This window comes from Paracidovorax cattleyae, assembly GCF_900104515.1.
GTDB classification, from domain to species: Bacteria; Pseudomonadota; Gammaproteobacteria; order Burkholderiales; family Burkholderiaceae_C; genus Paracidovorax; species Paracidovorax cattleyae.
The window spans coordinates 118,850-136,962 of sequence record NZ_FNJL01000011.1; the positions used below are offsets into that span (position 1 = coordinate 118,850).

General features: G+C 68.9%; 14 protein-coding genes and 2 pseudogenes. 12 read left to right on the top strand and 4 right to left on the bottom strand.

Annotation, left to right across the window (positions count from 1 at the left end; all coding sequences use genetic code 11):
• The first annotated feature begins 8 nt into the window (after positions 1-8).
• The 3 genes from BLR05_RS11225 (at position 9) to BLR05_RS11235 (ending at position 3,621) form a co-directional block, all read left to right on the top strand.
• Positions 9-1,598 (top strand): ATP-binding protein, encoded by a 1,590-nt coding sequence (locus tag BLR05_RS11225; protein ID WP_092834609.1) that lies wholly within the window; start codon positions 9-11, stop codon positions 1,596-1,598.
• On the top strand, positions 1,595-2,293 hold the full coding sequence (locus BLR05_RS11230; RefSeq protein WP_092834562.1) for a response regulator: 699 nt from the start codon (positions 1,595-1,597) through the stop codon (positions 2,291-2,293). The genes BLR05_RS11225 and BLR05_RS11230 overlap by 4 nt, the downstream gene beginning before the upstream one ends.
• Positions 2,294-2,400: 107 nt before the next feature.
• Positions 2,401-3,621 (top strand): DNA topoisomerase IB, encoded by a 1,221-nt coding sequence (locus BLR05_RS11235; RefSeq protein WP_092834563.1) that lies wholly within the window; start codon positions 2,401-2,403, stop codon positions 3,619-3,621.
• 12 nt (positions 3,622-3,633) lie between these two features.
• Here the strand turns inward: BLR05_RS11235 and fumC are convergent, their stop codons facing one another.
• Positions 3,634-5,019: a class II fumarate hydratase gene (gene fumC, locus BLR05_RS11240; RefSeq protein ID WP_092834564.1), complete on the bottom strand. Its 1,386-nt coding sequence runs from the start codon at positions 5,017-5,019 to the stop codon at positions 3,634-3,636.
• Positions 5,020-5,262: 243 nt separating this feature from the next.
• On the opposite strand from fumC, the gene BLR05_RS11245 reads away from it, so the two are divergent.
• From BLR05_RS11245 to BLR05_RS11275, 7 genes and pseudogenes are all read left to right on the top strand, one after another.
• Positions 5,263-7,473 carry a putative bifunctional diguanylate cyclase/phosphodiesterase gene (locus tag BLR05_RS11245; protein ID WP_230681214.1) on the top strand — a complete coding sequence of 737 codons (2,211 nt, stop codon included), beginning with the start codon at positions 5,263-5,265 and terminating at the stop codon, positions 7,471-7,473.
• A gap of 81 nt (positions 7,474-7,554) precedes the next feature.
• On the top strand, positions 7,555-9,114 hold the full coding sequence (locus tag BLR05_RS11250; RefSeq protein WP_092834565.1) for a fumarate hydratase: 1,560 nt from the start codon (positions 7,555-7,557) through the stop codon (positions 9,112-9,114).
• Positions 9,115-9,136: 22 nt separating this feature from the next.
• Complete coding sequence (gene murI, locus BLR05_RS11255) at positions 9,137-10,027, top strand: glutamate racemase (protein ID WP_092834566.1); 891 nt, start codon at positions 9,137-9,139, stop codon at positions 10,025-10,027.
• A 179-nt stretch (positions 10,028-10,206) separates the two neighbouring features.
• Positions 10,207-10,817: pseudogene (locus BLR05_RS11260) on the top strand (2Fe-2S iron-sulfur cluster-binding protein).
• Complete coding sequence (locus tag BLR05_RS11265) at positions 10,814-11,764, top strand: FAD binding domain-containing protein (protein WP_092834567.1); 951 nt, start codon at positions 10,814-10,816, stop codon at positions 11,762-11,764. Before BLR05_RS11260 ends, BLR05_RS11265 begins: the two are co-directional and overlap by 4 nt.
• Positions 11,765-11,769: 5 nt before the next feature.
• Entirely contained in the window at positions 11,770-12,018 is a 249-nt protein-coding gene (locus BLR05_RS27495) for a hypothetical protein (RefSeq protein ID WP_092834568.1), read from the top strand.
• Positions 11,943-12,884 (top strand): annotated as a pseudogene (locus BLR05_RS11275) (molybdopterin cofactor-binding domain-containing protein); the annotation flags it as partial. The gene BLR05_RS27495 and the pseudogene BLR05_RS11275, both read left to right, overlap by 76 nt.
• 72 nt (positions 12,885-12,956) lie before the next feature.
• Here the strand turns inward: BLR05_RS11275 and BLR05_RS11280 are convergent.
• A complete protein-coding gene (locus tag BLR05_RS11280) occupies positions 12,957-13,493 on the bottom strand; it encodes a M48 metallopeptidase family protein (protein WP_244160086.1) in 537 nt (178 codons plus the stop codon).
• Positions 13,494-13,585: 92 nt separating this feature from the next.
• Positions 13,586-14,221: a DUF6806 family protein gene (locus tag BLR05_RS11285; protein WP_092834570.1), complete on the bottom strand. Its 636-nt coding sequence runs from the start codon at positions 14,219-14,221 to the stop codon at positions 13,586-13,588.
• A gap of 250 nt (positions 14,222-14,471) precedes the next feature.
• On the opposite strand from BLR05_RS11285, the gene BLR05_RS11290 reads away from it, so the two are divergent.
• Positions 14,472-15,683 (top strand): tyrosine-type recombinase/integrase, encoded by a 1,212-nt coding sequence (locus tag BLR05_RS11290; protein ID WP_092834611.1) that lies wholly within the window; start codon positions 14,472-14,474, stop codon positions 15,681-15,683.
• Between the two features lie 203 nt (positions 15,684-15,886).
• Here BLR05_RS11290 and BLR05_RS11295 read toward each other — a convergent pair whose 3' ends face one another.
• Positions 15,887-16,195: a hypothetical protein gene (locus BLR05_RS11295; RefSeq protein ID WP_143015895.1), complete on the bottom strand. Its 309-nt coding sequence runs from the start codon at positions 16,193-16,195 to the stop codon at positions 15,887-15,889.
• Here BLR05_RS11295 and BLR05_RS11300 point away from each other — a divergent pair.
• Complete coding sequence (locus BLR05_RS11300) at positions 16,185-18,101, top strand: methyl-accepting chemotaxis protein (RefSeq protein WP_092834572.1); 1,917 nt, start codon at positions 16,185-16,187, stop codon at positions 18,099-18,101. The two genes, BLR05_RS11295 and BLR05_RS11300, sit on opposite strands and share 11 nt — an antisense overlap.
• The last annotated feature ends 12 nt before the right edge of the window (positions 18,102-18,113 follow it).

Consider the following 18,113-nt stretch of genomic DNA (forward strand, 5'->3'; position numbering starts at 1 on the left):
AGTCGCAGATGCCCCGCCTCACGCTGCAAAGCAAAGCCTTCCTCGCGCTCAGCATCCTGCTGGTCGTGCTGCTGGCATTGTTCATGGGCTTCTCGCGCCTGGGCCTGCAGCGGGGGCTCGGCCCCTATGTCGCCGAGATCGAACTCGGCCGCCTGGACTGGCTCGCAGGGCGGCTGGAACGCGTGTACGTCCTGCACGGCGGGTGGCAGACGCTGCGCACCCAGCCCGAGCTGTGGCGCCAGATGCACAAGCCCGGCGATGCGCTGCCCCGGGCGGTCTTCGGCCCCGCCCCGCCCCCCAGACCTGGCGATCCGGGCATGCCCTCGGGACGGCAGAGCGCGCGGAATGCGCAGGCCACCTGCGATGGCGACGCCTATGCCTCCGGCGACGGCAGCCTGCAGCCACCGCCCGGGCCGGGCCCCGGTGGTGGAGCCCCCCCACCCGGCGAGCCCCCGGAACACGCGCTGTCGGTGCGCCTGGGCCTCATCGACAGCGATCGCCAACTGGTCGCCGGCGTCAGGCCGGTGCCGGGCACGGCCCGCCGCGTATTGCACGGCCCCCGCGGCGAGTCCATCGGCCAGCTCGTGCTGCTTCCGCCGCTGGACGTGGAAACCGAGACGGACCAGGCCTTCCTGCGCCAGCAACTGGTGTTCGTCGCGTGGACGGGCGCCGCCGGCCTGGTGCTCGCACTCTGGCTGTCCTGGTGGCTGGCCCGGCGCTGGCTCGCCCCCATCGGTGCGCTGGTCCACGGGGCACGCCGGGTGGCCGGCGGACGGCTGGACACGCGCGTGCCGGTGCAGGGCGACGACGAACTGGCCCGGCTCGCCTCCACGTTCAACGACATGGCGGAGCAGCTCGCGAACATGGAGGCCTCGCGCCGCCAGTGGATCGGCGACGTGGCGCACGAACTGCGCACGCCCCTGGCGGCCATGCGCGCGGAAATCGAGACCGTGCAGGACGGCGTGCGCACCTTCGACGACCGGACGGCACTGCGCCTGCACCGGCAGGTGATGCGGTTGATCCAGCTGGTGGGCGACCTGCGGTCGAGCCTCGATGCCGCGGGCGATGCCACGCCCTCGGCCCCGGAGCCCGTGGAGCCCCTGCCGCTGCTGGCGGAGGCGGTCGCCTCGATGCAGGCGCGCTTCGACAACGCCGGCATCGCCCTGGACACGTCGGCCGTGGAGGCCTGCGCGGGCAGCCATCCACCGCCGGTGGTGCGCGGCGACCCGACGCAACTGCACCGCGTGTACCTCAACCTGCTGGAAAACAGCCTGCGCTATACCGAAACCGGCGGCCGGCTCTGCATCGCCGCGCGCACCGAACGCAAGGTGGGCGATGGCGCCTGGCTCGTGCTGCAATGGGACGACACCGCCCCCGGCGTGCCCGCCCCCGAGCTGCCACGCGTGTTCGACCGGCTCTACCGCGCCGAAGCCTCCCGCACCCGCGCCGCGGGCGACACCGGCGGCTCCGGCCTCGGGCTGGCCATCTGCCGGGCCATCGTGCAGGCGCACGGTGGACGGATCACGGCCGAGGCCTCGCCGCTGGGCGGCCTGCGCATTCTTCTCACCCTGCCCTTGCTGGAGACCCCCCATCCATGACCGATGCCCCCCAACGCATTCTGGTGGTCGAGGACGAGCCCGATATCGCGGACGTCGTCCTGGACTACCTGCGGCATTCCGGCTTCGAGGCCGAACACGTGGCCGACGGCCATGCCGCGATCGCCCGCCTCACCGGCCCCACGCCGCCCGACCTCACCCTGCTCGACATCATGCTGCCCGGCATGGATGGGCTGGAAGTGCTCCGCCAGGCGCGCCGGCGCACCGACCGCCCCATCATCATGCTCACCGCGCGGGTGGAGGAGGTGGACCGGCTGATCGGCCTGGAACTGGGCGCCGACGACTACATCTGCAAGCCTTTTTCGCCCCGCGAGGTCGTCGCGCGGGTGCGCACGGTGCTGCGACGCAGCACGGCCCATCCCTCGCCGGCCGCGCCGGACGCGCCCCTGGTACTGGACGAGGCGTTCTGGCAGGTGCATCTGCGTGGCACCCCCGTTTCGCTCACGCCGCGTGAATTCCGCCTGTTGCAGGCCCTGGCGAGCCACAGCGGCCGGATCTTCTCGCGCGCCCAGTTGCTCGACATGGCGTACGACGACACGCTCGACGTGAACGAACGTGCGATCGACAGCCACATCAAGAACCTGCGCCGCAAGCTGCGCACCGCCGACGGCAGCGACCACGAGTGGATCCGGTCGGTGTACGGCGTGGGCTTCTCGCTGGAACCGCCCACGGAGTGACGGCCCGCGCATCGCGCTCCTTTCCCACTGGCGGGCTCTGGCGCTTCCTACAGCGCCGCGGCGCGAAACCGTGTGTGATGGCTCCAGATCCGCACACAGGCCCGTCCATGTACCTCCCAGCCGACCGCCCCGCCCATTCCCGCGACGCCGGGCCCCGCCCCGCTCCGCCGGAGCGCCTGCCCGGCGGCCTGCGCTACGTGCACCCCGACACGCTGCCAGGGCTCACCCGCGTGCTGCGCGGCAAGCACTTCAAATTCCGCACGCCCGACGGGCAGTGGGTGACGGACGAGGGGGAGATCGCCCGCATCCGCAAGCTGGCGATTCCCCCGGCCTACTCGAATGTCTGGATCTGCCCGCTGCCCGAAGGCCATCTGCAGGCCACCGGGCTGGATGCGCGCGGGCGCCGGCAGTACCGTTACCACCCCGAATGGCGCCTGCAGCGCGACGAGGCCAAGTTCGAGCGCATGCAGGCCTTCGGCCGGGCCCTGCCCCGCATCCGCGCACGCGTGGCGCGCGACCTCCAGCCCCGGCGCGGCGAGCCTGCGCTCTCGCGCGCGGTGGTGCTGGCGACCATCGTCCGGCTGCTGGACACCACCTTCCTGCGTGTGGGCAACGAGGAGTACGCGGCTGCCAACCGCTCCTATGGCCTCACCACCCTGCGCAACCGGCATGCGGGCGTGCGCGGCAGCACCCTGACCCTGCGCTTTCGCGGCAAGAGTGGCGTGGAGCAACAGGCGACCGTGGACGACCCGCGCGTGGCCCGCGTGGTGCGCCGGTGCCAGCAGTTGCCGGGGCAGGAGTTGTTCCAGTACGAGGACGAAGACGGCACGCGGCACACCGTGGGCTCCGGCGACGTGAACGACTACCTGCACGAGATCGCGGGCACGGACGACAGCGCGCCGGGGGGCGGTATGCGATTCACCGCCAAGGATTTCCGGACCTGGCACGGCACGGCGCAGGCCCTGGAGCTCACGCGCATCGCCTGTACCCAGCCCGAGGGTGCACCGGTCGCGACTGCCAAGCACATCCTGGCGGAAGTGGCGCGCCAGCTGGGCAACACGCCGGCGGTCTGCAAGAAGTCCTACATCCACCCCGCCGTGCTGGAACTCGGTTCGCAACTCGCGTCGGACGCGGGGCCCGGCATGCAGGCGGTGTGGCAGCGCATCGGCGAGCGCGCTGCGGGGGCCCGGGGTCTTAGTGCCGTGGAGCGCCGGCTGATGGCCTTCCTGCAGGACACGGCCCGGGCCCGGGCGCGCGCCGGCAGAAAAGGCCGCGCCGCCAAGCCTGCCGCCCCGGCCCGGCGCACCGGCCGCAAGACGGCAGCCTGAGCGGCAGCCGCGTCAGCGGCCCACCATGTTGCCGGGCACCACCCACTGGTCGAACTGCTCGCCCGTCACGTGGCCCGAAGCCACGGCCGCCTCGCGCAGCGACGTGCCTTCCTTGTGGGCCTTCTTGGCGATGAAGGCGGCCTTGTCGTAGCCGATATGGGTGTTGAGCGCCGTCACCAGCATCAGGGAACGCTCCACCAGCTCGCCGATGCGTTCGCGGTTCGGCTCTATGCCCACGGCGCAGTGGTCGTTGAAGCTCACCATGCCGTCGGCGAGCAGGCGCACGCTCTGCAGGAAGTTGTGGGCCACCATCGGGCGGAACACGTTCAGCTCGAAATTGCCGGAGGCGCCGCCGATGTTGATCGCCACGTCGTTGCCGAAGACCTGCGCCGCCAGCATGGTCACGGCCTCGCTCTGCGTGGGGTTCACCTTGCCCGGCATGATCGAGGAGCCCGGCTCGTTCTCGGGGATCGTGATCTCCCCGATGCCGCTGCGCGGGCCGCTGGCCAGCCAGCGCACGTCGTTGGCGATCTTCATCATGCTGGCCGCCAGCGTCTTGAGCGCACCGTGCGCATGCACCAGCGCGTCGCAGGAGGCGAGCGACTCGAACTTGTTGGGCGAGGTGACGAAGGGCAGCCCCGTCAGCCGGGCCAGCTCCTTCGCCACGCCCTCGGCGTAGCCCTTGGGCGCGTTCAGCCCCGTGCCCACGGCGGTGCCGCCCAGCGCCAGTTCGCAGAGGTGGGGCAGCGCGTCGCGCACGTGCCTTTCGCCATGCGCCAGCTGGGCCACCCAGCCGGAGATCTCCTGGCCGAGCGTGAGGGGGGTCGCATCCTGCAGGTGCGTGCGGCCGATCTTCACGATGCCGTCGAAATCCGCCGCCTTCTTCTCCAGTGTGGCGCGCAGCTTCGCGATGGCGGGCAGCAGGCGGTGGGTGAGCGCCTCGACGGCCGCCACATGCATGGCCGTGGGGAACACGTCGTTGCTGGACTGGCTGCGGTTCACGTCGTCGTTGGGATGGACCGCCCGGCCTTCGCCGCGCTCGCCGCCGAGGATTTCGCTCGCGCGGTTGGCCAGCACCTCGTTCATGTTCATGTTGGTCTGCGTGCCCGAGCCGGTCTGCCAGACCACGAGCGGGAATTCGTCCGGATGCCGGCCCGCGACCACCTCGTCGGCCGCGGCGATGATGGCCTCGGTCTTCTTCGCGTCCTGCAGGCCCAGGGCATGGTTCACGCTGGCCGAAGCGCGCTTGACCAGGGCCAGGGCATGGAGGATCTCGCGCGGCTGGCGCTCGCCGGAGATGTCGAAGTTCTGCAGCGAGCGCTGCGTCTGCGCGCCCCAGAGCCGGTGGGCCGGCACCTCGATGGGGCCAAAGGTATCGCGTTCCGTACGGGTGGACATTTGGATGGTTTTCCGCTGAATGGAAGGTGTGAAGACCGGTGCAGCCACGCTGCGTGGGGGTGCACCCCGGCAAAGGCTGGCGCGTTCTCGTCGGGAACGCGCTGGCGAGGAAGCCTCGTGCCGCAGCATAAATCAACGGAACGATTCTCATCCCTGCCCGTCCGGCCAAGCCCCGCTGGCCGGCAAGGCCTGTAACCAATCGATACAATAATGGGCCGCATGCATGCTGCGGCCCGCCCCACCATGTCCGCCCTTTCCAGTTTCGCCGTCACCGCCTTCATGCCGTCGCGCTACGACCCGCTGGTGGTGGCGGCCTCGTTCGCCATCGCGGTGCTGGCCAGCTACGTCACACTGGACCTGGCACGCAGGGTGCACGCTTCGCAGCGGCACATCGGCGTGGTCTGGTGGGCCGCGGGCTCGGTGGTGATGGGCACGGGCATCTGGGCCATGCACTTCCTGGGAATGCAGGCATTCCAGCTGCCCATCGTGCTGGGCTTTTCCGGCGGCCTCACGCTGCTGTCCTGGCTCGCCGCGGTGCTGGCGTCGGCCCTGGCGCTGGGACTGGCCAGCCTGCCGCGGTTCGGCCGGTGGCAGATCCTCGTCGGCGCGGCCTTCATGGGCACGGGCATCAGCGGCATGCACTACATCGGCATGGAAGCCATGAAGATGTCCATCGACATCGTGTGGGACCCGGTGCTGGTCGCGCTATCGATCGCGGTGGCGTTCTTCGCGTCGGCCACCGCGCTGTACATCTTCCGGTGGCTGATCCACATCCGGCAGGACCGGCGCAGGGCGTGGTACCAGGCGGCCGCGGCGCTGGTGATGGGCATCGCCATCTGCGGCATGCACTACACCGGCATGGCCGCCGCATCGTTCCCCGAAGGCTCGATCTGCCTGAGCGCCGACGGCCTCGGCGGGCCCGGCCTCACGGCCATGGTGGTGCTGTCGTCCGGCATGCTCCTGCTGAGCACTCTGTTCACCTCCGTGCTGGACGCGCGCATGCAGACCACCGCCCGGCAGCTCAACGCGTCCCTGCAGGAGAGCAATGCCCGCCTCACCGAGGCCAATGCCCAGTTGCAGAAGCAGGCCTTCGCGGACCCCCTCACCCTGCTGCCCAACCGGCTGCTGTTCGAGGACCGGCTGTCCCACGCCCTGCTGCGCCTGGACCGTCTGCGGCGCCGCGATGCAGGCCAGCGCCTGGGCGTGATGTTCGTGGACCTGGACGGCTTCAAGCCCATCAACGACTCCTTCGGCCATGCGGCGGGGGACGCCATCCTTCGCAGCGCCGCGGAACGCCTGCGGCTGCAGGCCCGCGAAAGCGACACCGTGGCCCGCGTGGGCGGCGACGAGTTCCTGCTCCTGCTGGAAAACGTGGACGGCCCGGCCGACTGCCTCGCGGTGGCGCACCGGCTGCTCAATTCCCTGGGCCAGCCGTTCGAGGTGGCCGGAAAGACCGTGCAGATCGCCTGCTCCATCGGCATCGTCGTGTATCCGGACCACGGCGAGCGCGACAAGCTCGTGGCGAACGCCGACGCCGCCATGTACGCGGCCAAGCGGGCCGGCGGCAATGGCTACGCGATGTTCGAATCGCACATGGATTCCGACGCCACGGCCCAGCTGTCGCTCCAGCACGACCTGCGGCAGGCGATCTCCCGCGGCGAGCTGTCGCTGCACTACCAGCCCAAGATCGATGCCCGGCGCGGCCGCATCAATGGCGTGGAAGCCCTGCTGCGCTGGCGGCATCCGGAACGGGGCAACGTCAGCCCGGTGGAGTTCATTCCGATCGCAGAACGCTTCGGCCTGATCGCGCAACTCGGCAACTGGGTGATCGAGGAAGCCTGCCGGCAGATGGCCGCCTGGACCTGGGACGGGCTGCGCATGCGCGTGGCCATCAACCTTTCGGCCTACCAGTTGCGTGAAAGCGGGCTCGCCGACCGCATCCGCGATGCCCTGCAGCGGCATGGCGTGCCGGCCTCGCACCTGCTGTGCGAGATCACCGAGTCGGTCGCGATGGAAGACACGCGCGCCACCCAGCGGGCCATCGAGGAGCTGGGGCGCATCGGCGTGTACCTGTCCATCGACGACTTCGGCACCGGCTACTCCAGCCTCCACTACCTGCGCAGCCTGCCGGCGCGCCAGCTCAAGATCGACCGCAGCTTCGTGCGCGACCTGGAGGAGCAGGAAGACGCCCGCGCCGTGGTGGATGCGGTGGTGCGGCTGGCGCATGCCCTGGGCCTGCGCGTGGTGGCCGAGGGCGTGGAAACGGAAGGCCAGCGCGACATCCTCGCGGCCATGCACTGCGACGAATTGCAGGGCTTCTACTTTGCCCGGCCCATGCCGGCCGACACCCTGCTCGCCTGGGCGGTGGGCGACAAGCCCGAGGGCGCGGCGGACTTCAGCCCCTCCATCATCGACATGCAGGTGCTGGACCCGGCAGCGAGCGCTCCGGCCTGAGGTTCCGCGGCCTGCACGCCCCCCGCCGGGGCGCGGCGCGATAATCACGGCCGTCAGTCCTACCTACAACGCATCCCCACCATGAGCACCACCATCCGGTACCACGACCTCGTGGAATCCGTCGCCGCGTCCCTGCAGTACATCAGCTACTACCACCCCGCCGACTTCATCGCCCACCTGGCCCGCGCCTACGAGCGCGAGCAGAGCCCGGCGGCCAGGGACGCGATGGCGCAGATCCTCACCAACAGCAAGATGAGCGCCACCGGCCAGCGCCCCATCTGCCAGGACACCGGCATCGTCAACGTGTTCCTGAAGATCGGCATGGACGTGCGCTGGGAGGGCTTCCCCGCCGGCCAGGGCCTGGAGGACGCCGTCAACGAAGGTGTGCGCCGCGGCTACAACCACCCCGACAACACGCTGCGCGCGAGCGTCGTGGCCGACCCGCAGTTCCTGCGCAAGAACACGAAGGACAACACGCCTGCCGTCATCTTCACGCAGATCGTGCCCGGCAACACCGTGGACATCACCGTCGCGGCCAAGGGCGGCGGCAGCGAGAACAAGTCCAAGATGGTCATGATGAACCCCAGCGACAACCTGGTGGACTGGGTGCTCAAGACCGTGCCCACCATGGGCGCCGGCTGGTGCCCGCCGGGCATGCTGGGCATCGGCATCGGCGGCACGGCGGAAAAGGCCGTGTTGCTGGCCAAGGAAAGCCTGATGGACGACCTGAACATGTACGAGCTGCAGGCCAAGGCCGCGCGTGGCGAGAAGCTCGACCAGGTCGAGGAGCTGCGCCTGGAGCTGTTCGAGAAGGTCAACGCCCTGGGCATCGGCGCGCAGGGCCTGGGCGGCCTCACCACCGTGCTGGACATCAAGATCAAGATGTACCCCACGCACGCGGCCTCCAAGCCCGTGGCCATGATCCCCAACTGCGCTGCCACGCGCCACGCGCACTTCGTGCTGGACGGCTCCGGCCCCGTGTACCTGGAGGCCCCGTCGCTGGACCTGTGGCCCAGGATCGACTGGGCGCCGGACTACAACAAGTCCAGGCGCGTGGACCTGAACACGCTGACCAGGGAAGAGGTCGCCAGCTGGAAGCCGGGCGACACGCTGCTGCTCAACGGCAAGATGCTCACCGGCCGCGATGCCGCGCACAAGCGCATCCAGGACATGCTGGCCAAGGGCGAGCCGCTGCCCGTGGACTTCACCAACCGCGTGATCTACTACGTCGGCCCGGTCGATCCGGTGCGCGACGAGGTCGTGGGCCCCGCAGGCCCGACCACCGCCACGCGCATGGACAAGTTCACCGACATGATGCTGGCGCAGACCGGCCTGATCGCCATGGTCGGCAAGTCCGAGCGCGGCCCGGTCGCCATCGAGGCCATCAGGAACCACAAGAGCGCCTACCTGATGGCCGTGGGCGGAGCCGCCTACCTCGTCAGCAAGGCCATCAGGCAGGCCAGGGTGGTCGGCTTCGCGGACCTGGGCATGGAAGCCATCTACGAATTCGACGTGGTGGACATGCCCGTGACCGTGGCCGTCGATGCCGGCGGCACCAGCGCCCACATCACCGGCCCGGCCGAGTGGCAAAAGCGCATCGCCACGGGCGAATTCAAGTCCATCGACCTCGTGGCGGCCTGACCGGCCCTGCCAAGGCCCCGCCATGACCTCTGCCACGCAACGGCCCATCGGTGTCTTCGACAGCGGCATCGGCGGCCTGAGCGTGCTGCGCGCGCTGCGCGCCGAACTGCCGCACGAGCGCTTCGTCTATCTGGCCGACAGCGCGCATGCGCCCTACGGCGAGCGCGGCGATGCCTACGTGGCGGCACGCACCCATGCCATCGCCGGGTACCTGCAGCGCATGCATGGCATCAAGGCCCTGGTCGTGGCGTGCAACACCGCGACCGCGGCCGCGATCCACGACGTCCGCGCCCGGCACGCCGGCCTGCCGCTGGTCGGCGTGGAACCGGCCCTCAAGCCCGCGCTGTCCCTCACGCGCACCGGCCGCGTGGGCGTGATCGCAACGCGCGGGACGCTGGCCAGCGCCAAGTTCCAGCGCCTGCAGGCGTCGCTGCAGGGCGCCGTCGAATTCGTGGTGCAGCCCTGCGACGGGCTGGCCCACGCCATCGAGCGCAGCACGGCCGACACCCATCCCGACGACCCGGCCACCGCCGAGATCCGCGCGCTCTGCGCCCGGTACACCGCAGAGCTCGGATCCTTCGGCACCGCTCCCGGCGAGATCGACACGCTCGTGCTCGGCTGCACCCACTACATCTTCGCCGCGGACGCGCTGCGCACGCACACCGGCCCGCAGGTGCGCCTGGTGGAGACCGGCGAACCCGTGGCGCGCCAGACACGGCGCCTGCTCGAGGCGGCCGGCACCCTGGCCGCGGCCACCGCACCGGCCGCGGGCACGGCAAGCCTCCTCACGACCGGAGCCCTGCCCCTGCTGCAGGCGGCCGCCCGCCGCTGGCTGCAGCTGCCCGCATCGGCTTGCGCCCTGGTGGAAGTGCCCCAGGAAACGGCCGGCGAATGGCTGGATACCGGGACCTGACTCGGCAATAGGCCTTTCCCGGGGGGCACAATGGCTGTCCCCTGCGCCCTCTGCGCCCACGGCGGTTTCAGTGCGTGGCCTACATGGCCCGGCCGGGGACTGTACGAGGCTGTGGAATCTGCGCGTGCCGCACGCACGCAGCGCTTTCCCGGCCTTGCGACAGCCCCCACGGAACCCCGATGGAAAACAACACCCAGTTCCCCGCCGGCGCTTCATCGGCTGCCGCATCCGCGGTGCCGGCCTCCGCGGCGGCCCCGACGGATGCGGCCAGGCGCCCGTCCGTGCCGCCGTCCGCCTCAGCGTCAACGGTACGGCGCACGAACTCACCCTGGATACCCGCACCACCTTGCTGGACGCGTTGCGCGAGCATCTGCGCCTGACGGGCACCAAGAAGGGCTGCGACCATGGGCAGTGCGGGGCCTGCACGGTGCTGGTGGACGGCCGGCGTGTAGTGTCGTGCCTGGGCCTGGCGGTGATGCATCCGGACGCGAGCGTGACCACCATCGAAGGCCTGGGCACGCCCGCTGCACCACACCCGCTGCAGGCGGCCTTCGTCAGGCATGACGGCTACCAGTGCGGCTACTGCACGCCGGGGCAGATCTGCTCGGCGGTGGGTGCGATCGACGAGTTGCGCAAGGGTGCGCCGAGCCATGCCAGTGCCGACATCGTGGCCCGGCCGGTGCTGTCGGCCGAGGAGCTGCGCGAGCGCATGAGCGGCAACCTCTGCCGCTGCGGCGCGTATTCCAACATCGTGGATGCCATCACCGAAGTCGCGCAGGCCCGCCCATGAAGCCCTTCAGCTACGAGCGCGCGGCCTCGCCCGCGCAGGCCGCCGCTGCCATCGCTGCGCGGCCGGGCGCCAAATTCATCGCCGGCGGCACCAACCTGCTGGACCTGATGAAGCTGCAGATCGAGGCGCCGGCCCACCTGGTGGACGTCAACGGCATCGGCCTGGACACGGTGGAGCCCACGCCGCAGGACGGGCTGCGCATCGGCGCGCTGGTGCGCAACAGCGACCTGGCCGCCCATCCGCGCGTACGGCGCGACTACGGCGTGCTCACGCGGGCGCTGGTGGCGGGCGCATCGGGCCAGTTGCGGAATATGGCCACCACGGGCGGCAACCTGCTGCAGCGCACGCGCTGCCCCTATTTCTACGACACCCACATGCCCTGCAACAAGCGCCAGCCGGGCAGCGGCTGCTCGGCCATCGGCGGCTTCAGCCGCCAGCTCGCGGTGATCGGCGGAAGCGACGACTGCATCGCCACCCACCCGAGCGACATGGCCGTGGCATTGCGCGTGCTCGACGCCACGGTGGAAACCGTGCGCGCCGACGGCGCAACCCGCGTCATCCCCATTGCAGACTTCCACCGGCTGCCGGGCAGCACCCCGCACATCGAGACCACCCTGCAGCCAGGCGAGCTCATCACCTCGGTGACGCTACCCGCGCCCGTGGGAGGCACGCACATCTACCGCAAGGTGCGCGACCGGGCCTCCTACGCCTTCGCGCTGGTCTCGGTCGCCGCCATCGTGCAGCGGGATGGCACGGGCCGCGTGGCGCTGGGCGGCGTGGCGCACAAGCCCTGGCGGGTGGAGGCGGCCGAAGCCGCCATGCCCCAGGGCGCGCAGGCGGTGGCGAGCCAGTTGCTGGCCGGCGCCCGTCCCACGCAGGAAAACGCTTTCAAACTGTCACTGGCCGAGCGCACGCTGGCCGCAGCCCTTTCCCGGGCCCGGAGCTGACCGCCATGAAGTTCGACACTCCCGCCGCAGCCAACCCCATCGACCAGCTCCAGGTCGTGGGCCAGCCCGTGCACCGCATCGACGGCCTGCTCAAGACCACCGGCACCGCGCCCTACGCCCATGAACGGCACGACGTCGCGCCCAACGCGGCCTACGGCGTCGTCGTGGGGTCGGCCATCCGGCCCGGCGCCGCGAAGGCCCCTGGTGGGTGGGGCTGGGCGTGGCAGCAGCCTACCGCGGCGCGCCCGTCATGAAATCCGCCGCCCGCGTGCGGCTGGACGGACTGGGCCGCATCCTGGTGGAAACCGACATGACCGACATCGGTACCGGCAGCTACACCATCATCGCGCAGACCGCGGCCGAGATGATGGGCGTGCCGATCTCGCGCGTGGCCGTGCGGCTGGGCGATTCAGACTTTCCCGTCTCGGCCGGCTCGGGTGGCCAGTGGGGCGCGGCCAGCGCCACCTCGGGCGTCTATGCCGCCTGCGTGAAGCTGCGTGAGACCGTCGCCCGGAAGCTGGGCCTGGACCCGGCCACCGCCCGGTTCGCCGGAGGGCAGGTGTCGGCTGGAGACCGCAGCGCGGCGCTGGCCGATGCCGCTCGCGATGGTGAACCGACGGCCGAGGACGGCATCGAATTCGGCGTGCTGGAGAAGGAAACCCAGCAGTCCACCTTCGGCGCCCATTTCGTCGAGGTCGCCGTGGATGCGTTCACTGCCGAGGTGCGCGTGCGCCGCATGCTGGCAGTGTGCGCGGCGGGCCGCATCCTCAACCCCCTGTCGGCACGCAGCCAGGTGATCGGCGCCATGACCATGGGCGTGGGCGGCGCGCTGATGGAGGAACTCGCGGTGGACAAACGCCTGGGCTTCTTCGTGAACCACGACCTGGCCGGCTACGAGGTGCCGGTGCATGCTGATATTCCGCACCAGGATGTCGTGTTCCTGGACGAGCCCGATCCCCGCGCTTCGCCCATGAAGGCCAAGGGCGTGGGCGAGCTGGGCATCTGCGGCGTGAGCGCGGCCATCGCCAACGCCATCTACAACGCGACCGGCGTGCGCGTGCGGGACTATCCCGTCACGCTGGACAAACTGATCGCAGGTCTTCCGCGCACGGCGGGCTGAGCCCGGCCCGGCCCCTGTGCGGTCCTGCGGGGCCGGCACCGCGACGGGCGACGAGGCGTTGCCGTACCGCGTTCAGTCCCTCCAGAGCGGCTCGCCGCCCCCTTCCAGGTACGTCAGGTACAGGCGGGTGTCGAACTCGTACTGGTGGTACTGCGGCTCCATGGACATGCACAGCTGGTAGAAGGCCTTGCCATGGTCCCGCTCGCGCAGGTGGGCCAGCTCATGCACGACGATCATGCGCAGGAACTCGTCCGGCACCTGCTTGAACATGGACGCCACGCGGATCTCGTGGCGGGCCGCCAGGCGGCCGCCCTGCACGCGCGCCGAGGCCGTGTGCAGGCCCAGGGCATGGCGCATGACGTGGATCTTGCTGTCGAACACCACCTTGTTGACCGGCGCCGCGTGGCGCAGGTGGCGCGCCCGGAGGTCGGCGGCATAGCGGTAGAGGGATTTGTCGTCGCGCACCGCATGCGGGTGCGGATACCTGCGCAGCAGCACGCTTCCCAGTTCAGAAGCCTCGGCCAGCGCGGCCACCTGCGCGCGCAATGCCTCGGGATAGCCCTGCAGGTAGGGCATGGGATGGCGGGGAGGAAGGGAGGGAGCGGGCATGCGGAAATCACGTCCCGGGGCCGCCGCGGCACCGGGGACGCGGCACCTCGCCGGGCGGCGAAAGCAGGCGCGAAACGGGAAGCGCCGCGCGATCAGTGCAGATGGCGGGGCCTGCGGCCGCCACCGCCACCGTGTCCCCCGCCGCCGGGGCCGCCAGAACCGCGCGGGGGCTTGCCGATCTCCAGCGAATTCACCAGGGCATCGAAGCGCTGCGAGAACAGCTTGTCGATCTCGGCCACCACGCCGCCCAGTTCGGCGCCGTCGAAGTGGCGCTCCATCATGTGGACCACGTCCTGCACCAGCAGGTCGCGCTGCACCTGCATGATGGCCGCGGGCGTCGGGCCCACGAAGAGCATGACGAAATCATCGCGCGCCTCGGTGCCGTCGTCTTCCTCGTCCTCGTCGAACTCGGTGTCGTAGAAGGTGACCTCGAGGGCCGCCCCCTGCTCGGACAGCTCGTTGAGGCTCATGCACATCTCGTCGAGCGACTGGCGGAAATCCTCGTCGCCGTGCACCGTCCAGCAGATGTTCAGCACATGCTCCTTGGCGTCGAACTCGATGCCGGGCTCTTCCTCGTAGGCGCTGGCCGCGCCGTCGGCCAGCGAACGGGCGCCCGCATACTTCCAGAGCGGCTTCAGCGCGTCCTGCAGCTGCTCGAACGTGGTGTCGGCACGCATCTGCACCTGGCCGTGGACATGGATTTCAAAAGGAGCGTTGTAACTTGACATGATCGAATCGTAGTGGTGCCCCGAGCCGGGATCGAACCGGCACGCCCCTTCGCAGGAAGCGGCGGATTTTAAGCCAGAGCATATGTTCCGCACCGGAGTTGCGCCGTGCTTGGATACAGCTTGCTGTGGCAGGTTTTCCGTATAGCCAAGGCCTTGAATCATATGCCGGTGCGCGATGCAAACCGCCCCGGTTCTCTTTCGCTTGGCTCCTAGCCGGCTCCTGGAATCGGGGGACTCCAAGGAGAGCCAAATGGCAAAAATCAAGCTGACCAAAAGCGTTGTGGACGCGGCTCAGGCACAGGCATGTGACGTTGAGCTCAGGGACACGATTGTCCCAGGCTTCTTATGCAAGGTTACACCAACCGGCCGGAAGGTCTTCATGCTCCAGTACCGGACGAACTCGGGCGTGCGGCGCAAGCCATCACTGGGCCAGTTCGGCGAACTCACCGTCGAGCAGGCGCGATCGCTGGCGCAGGACTGGCTGGCCGAAGTGCGGCGCGGCGGCGACCCCGGCCACGACAAGGGAGAAGCTCGCAGGGCGCCAACAGTCAAGGAATTGTGCACCCGGTTCATAGAAGACCATTCCAAGGTGCGCAACAAGCCCAGCACGCGCAGGGGTTACCAGTACCAGATCGACTCCTTTGTCATCCCGACCTTTGGTTCCAAGAAGGTCCACGAGGTGGACCGCAACGACATCACGGCGCTTATGAAGCGGATGGAGAAGTCCCCCACGCAGGCTAACCGCGTCCTCTCGCTCCTCCGCAAGATGTTCAACCTGGCCGAACTGTGGGGATACCGGCCGGACGGCTCCAACCCTTGCCGCCATGTGCCCAAGTACCCGGAGAAAGGCTCGACCCGCCTCATCACCGACGAGCAGATGGTCCGCCTGTTCGCCTATCTGGAGAAGGCAGAGGCAGAGGCACTGGAACATCCGACCATACTGTTAGCAATCCGGCTGCATTTCGAGTTCGCAGCCCGCATGTCGGAAATCTTGCTGCTGCAGTGGGACTGGCTCGACCTACCGAACGGCCGAGTCGTTTGGCCGGACAGCAAGACAGGCGGCATGTCCAAGCCCTTGAGCCAGGAGGCCCGAAGGTTGCTGTCGAACGCGCCTCGGTACGGCGACTCGCCCTACGTGTGTCCAGCCATCCTCGACCACAGCAAACCGCTCAGCCCCAACTCTTACTACCCTGCTTGGCGGCGCATCCTCGAACGCGCAGGCGTGCCGAAAGTCGGCACCCACGGCATCCGCCATCGTTCGGCGACGGACATTGCCAACTCCGGCGTACCAGTCAAGGTCGGCATGGCGCTGACCGCGCATAAGACGGTGGCGATGTTCATGCGCTATGTTCACACCGAAGACGATCCGATACGGCAGGCAGCGGAATTGGTGGCCAACCGACGCAAGTCGGTCGTTGGAACTGACAAAAGAGTCGATGAACCTAGAACGCTAGGTTCGTAGACTCGTTTGGCCGGAGAACTCGTAGAGCAGATGAAAGGTGCCAGGACTTAGAGATGGACCGCGCCAATTCGGGCATTCGCGCTCGAAATTTATTTTTCGTTAAGAAGTGACAATAGACAAGCCCCCGACAGAACTGTGACGGGCTACAGTTTCTCCATCTCCCGCCGATACCCCGTGAAGGAGTGGCTGCCGCCAGTGGATGGCTAAGACGCCAACAGGCGCCTCACTTTCCAACTGGTAACGCAACCATGAATGCACTCTTGCAACGCTACAACGTCGGGCGCCGCCTTGGCGTGGCGTTCGGCATCCTCATTCTGCTCTCCACCGTGCTGGTCGCCATGGGCTTGCTGACCATGGCCAGGGCGCATCGCGAACTGGACAGCATCGTCAACGGCAACATGGAAAAGGTGCGCCTCTCCAACGAGATGCTGGATGCCAACACCAACGTGCAGATCGGGCTGCTGTCCATCACCATCGTCGACGGCGATGCGGCCAACCAGGATGCTGAACATCGTGCAGCGCAACCGGGCGCGCTACAAGGCTGCGCACGATGCGCTGTCGGCGCTGTCGGCGCTGCCGGCGAACCCGGCCGAACGCCAGGCCATGGCCGCGATCGAGAGCGCACGAGCCAAGTCGGTGCAGCTCAACAATCAGGTGCTGGCGCTGGGCGAGAAGGATCAAAACGCCCAGGCGCAGACATTGCTGCTGGGCGATGCCGCGGTGGCGATGGAGAAGCAGCAGGCGGCGATCCGCGCCAATGCCGATCTGCAGCGACGCCTGAGTCAGGAAGCTTATGCGGCGTCCTCGGCGGCGATGGCGCGTGGCCGCATCGTTCTGATCTCCGGCGGCCTCGCCGTCCTGCTGGTCAGCGGCCTGCTGGGCTGGACGATCACCCGTAGCCTGACCGGGCCGCTGGGCCGCGCCACCCGCGCCGCTGAAGCCATCGCCGACGGACGCCTGGACAACGACGTGAGCACCGACGCCCGCGACGAACCCGGCCGCCTGCTGAGCGCGATGGATCGCATGCAGACCCAGTTGCAGCGCTTCTCCAGCGAAACCACGTTGATGATCGAACTGCATGCCGACAAGGACATCAGCCACCGCATGCCGCAGGACTTCCCGGGCGTGTACGGCGAGCTGAGCAAGGGCATCAACACCATGATGTTCGAACACCTGGACGCCATCGTCGATGCCATCGGCGTGCTCAACGAATACGCCAACGGCGACCTGCGCCGCGACGCGCGCCGCCTGCCCGGCAGTCGTGCGGTGCTGCACGAGTCGATGGACGCGGCCAAGGCCAGCCTGCTGGCGATCAACACCGAGATCAAGCGCCTGGCGGCGGCCGCGGCCGGCGACTTCAGCGCCCGCGGCGATGCCGCGCACTTCCAGCACGATTTCCGCCTGATGGTGCAGGACCTCAACGCAATGATGGAGGTCAGCGATCGCAACCTCGGCAAGCTGTCGGCGCTGCTGCAGGCCATCGCCGCCGGCGACCTGACCGCGCGCATGGACGGCGAGTTCCACGGCGTGTTCGCCACCATGCGCGACGACGCCAACGCCACCGCCGACCAGTTGACCGGCATCGTCGGCCGCATCCAGACCGCCGCGGTCAGCATCAATGCCGCCGCCAGCGAGATCGCCGCCGGCAACGACGACCTGTCGCGCCGCACCGAACAGCAGGCCGCCAGCCTGGAGGAAACCGCCGCCTCGATGGAGGAGTTGACCTCCACCGTCAAGCAGAACGCCGAACACGCCCGCCAGGCCAACCAGCTCGCCAGCGGCGCGGCCGCGGTGGCCTCGCAAGGCGGCGACGTGGTCGGTCAGGTGGTCACGACCATGAACGGCATCGAAGCCTCGTCGAAGAAGATCGCCGACATCATCGGCGTCATCGACGGCATCGCCTTCCAGACCAACATCCTGGCCTTGAACGCCGCGGTCGAAGCCGCCCGTGCCGGCGAACAGGGACGTGGTTTCGCCGTGGTCGCCAGCGAAGTGCGCACCCTGGCGCAGCGCTCGGCCAACGCCGCCAAGGAGATCAAGACCTTGATCGACGACTCGGTGACCCGCGTCGCCGAGGGCTCGGCGCTGGTCGACCGCGCCGGCAGCACCATGCAGGAGATCGTGACCTCGGTGCAGCGCGTCACCGACATCATGGGCGAGATCTCGGCTGCCTCGCAGGAACAGTCTGCCGGCATCGAGCAGGTCAACCAGACCGTGATGCAGATGGACGAGACAACCCAGCAAAACGCTGCGCTGGTCGAGGAAGCCACCGCCGCGGCGCGGTCTATGGAAGAACAAGCTTTCGGCCTATCCCAAGCGGTGGCACTGTTTAAGCTGGAAAAGGCTCCTAAATTAACGCAGCCAAACAAGGATATCGCCGCCCCGCGATTGGGTTCGCTAGCCTTGGTACCTCATTGAGAACCTATGGGG

Excerpts from the sequence above, each read along its gene's own strand:
- BLR05_RS11225 (WP_092834609.1), top strand. The coding sequence starts at position 9 with ATGCCCCGCCTCACGCTGCAAAGCAAAGCCTTCCTCGCGCTCAGCATC.
- BLR05_RS11230 (WP_092834562.1), top strand. The coding sequence starts at position 1,595 with ATGACCGATGCCCCCCAACGCATTCTGGTGGTCGAGGACGAGCCCGAT.
- BLR05_RS11235 (WP_092834563.1), top strand. The coding sequence starts at position 2,401 with ATGTACCTCCCAGCCGACCGCCCCGCCCATTCCCGCGACGCCGGGCCC.
- fumC (WP_092834564.1), bottom strand. The coding sequence starts at position 5,019 with ATGTCCACCCGTACGGAACGCGATACCTTTGGCCCCATCGAGGTGCCG.
- BLR05_RS11245 (WP_230681214.1), top strand. The coding sequence starts at position 5,263 with ATGTCCGCCCTTTCCAGTTTCGCCGTCACCGCCTTCATGCCGTCGCGC.
- BLR05_RS11250 (WP_092834565.1), top strand. The coding sequence starts at position 7,555 with ATGAGCACCACCATCCGGTACCACGACCTCGTGGAATCCGTCGCCGCG.
- murI (WP_092834566.1), top strand. The coding sequence starts at position 9,137 with ATGACCTCTGCCACGCAACGGCCCATCGGTGTCTTCGACAGCGGCATC.
- BLR05_RS11265 (WP_092834567.1), top strand. The coding sequence starts at position 10,814 with ATGAAGCCCTTCAGCTACGAGCGCGCGGCCTCGCCCGCGCAGGCCGCC.
- BLR05_RS27495 (WP_092834568.1), top strand. The coding sequence starts at position 11,770 with ATGAAGTTCGACACTCCCGCCGCAGCCAACCCCATCGACCAGCTCCAG.
- BLR05_RS11280 (WP_244160086.1), bottom strand. The coding sequence starts at position 13,493 with ATGCCCGCTCCCTCCCTTCCTCCCCGCCATCCCATGCCCTACCTGCAG.
- BLR05_RS11285 (WP_092834570.1), bottom strand. The coding sequence starts at position 14,221 with ATGTCAAGTTACAACGCTCCTTTTGAAATCCATGTCCACGGCCAGGTG.
- BLR05_RS11290 (WP_092834611.1), top strand. The coding sequence starts at position 14,472 with ATGGCAAAAATCAAGCTGACCAAAAGCGTTGTGGACGCGGCTCAGGCA.
- BLR05_RS11300 (WP_092834572.1), top strand. The coding sequence starts at position 16,185 with ATGCTGAACATCGTGCAGCGCAACCGGGCGCGCTACAAGGCTGCGCAC.
- BLR05_RS11295 (WP_143015895.1), bottom strand. The coding sequence starts at position 16,195 with ATGTTCAGCATCCTGGTTGGCCGCATCGCCGTCGACGATGGTGATGGA.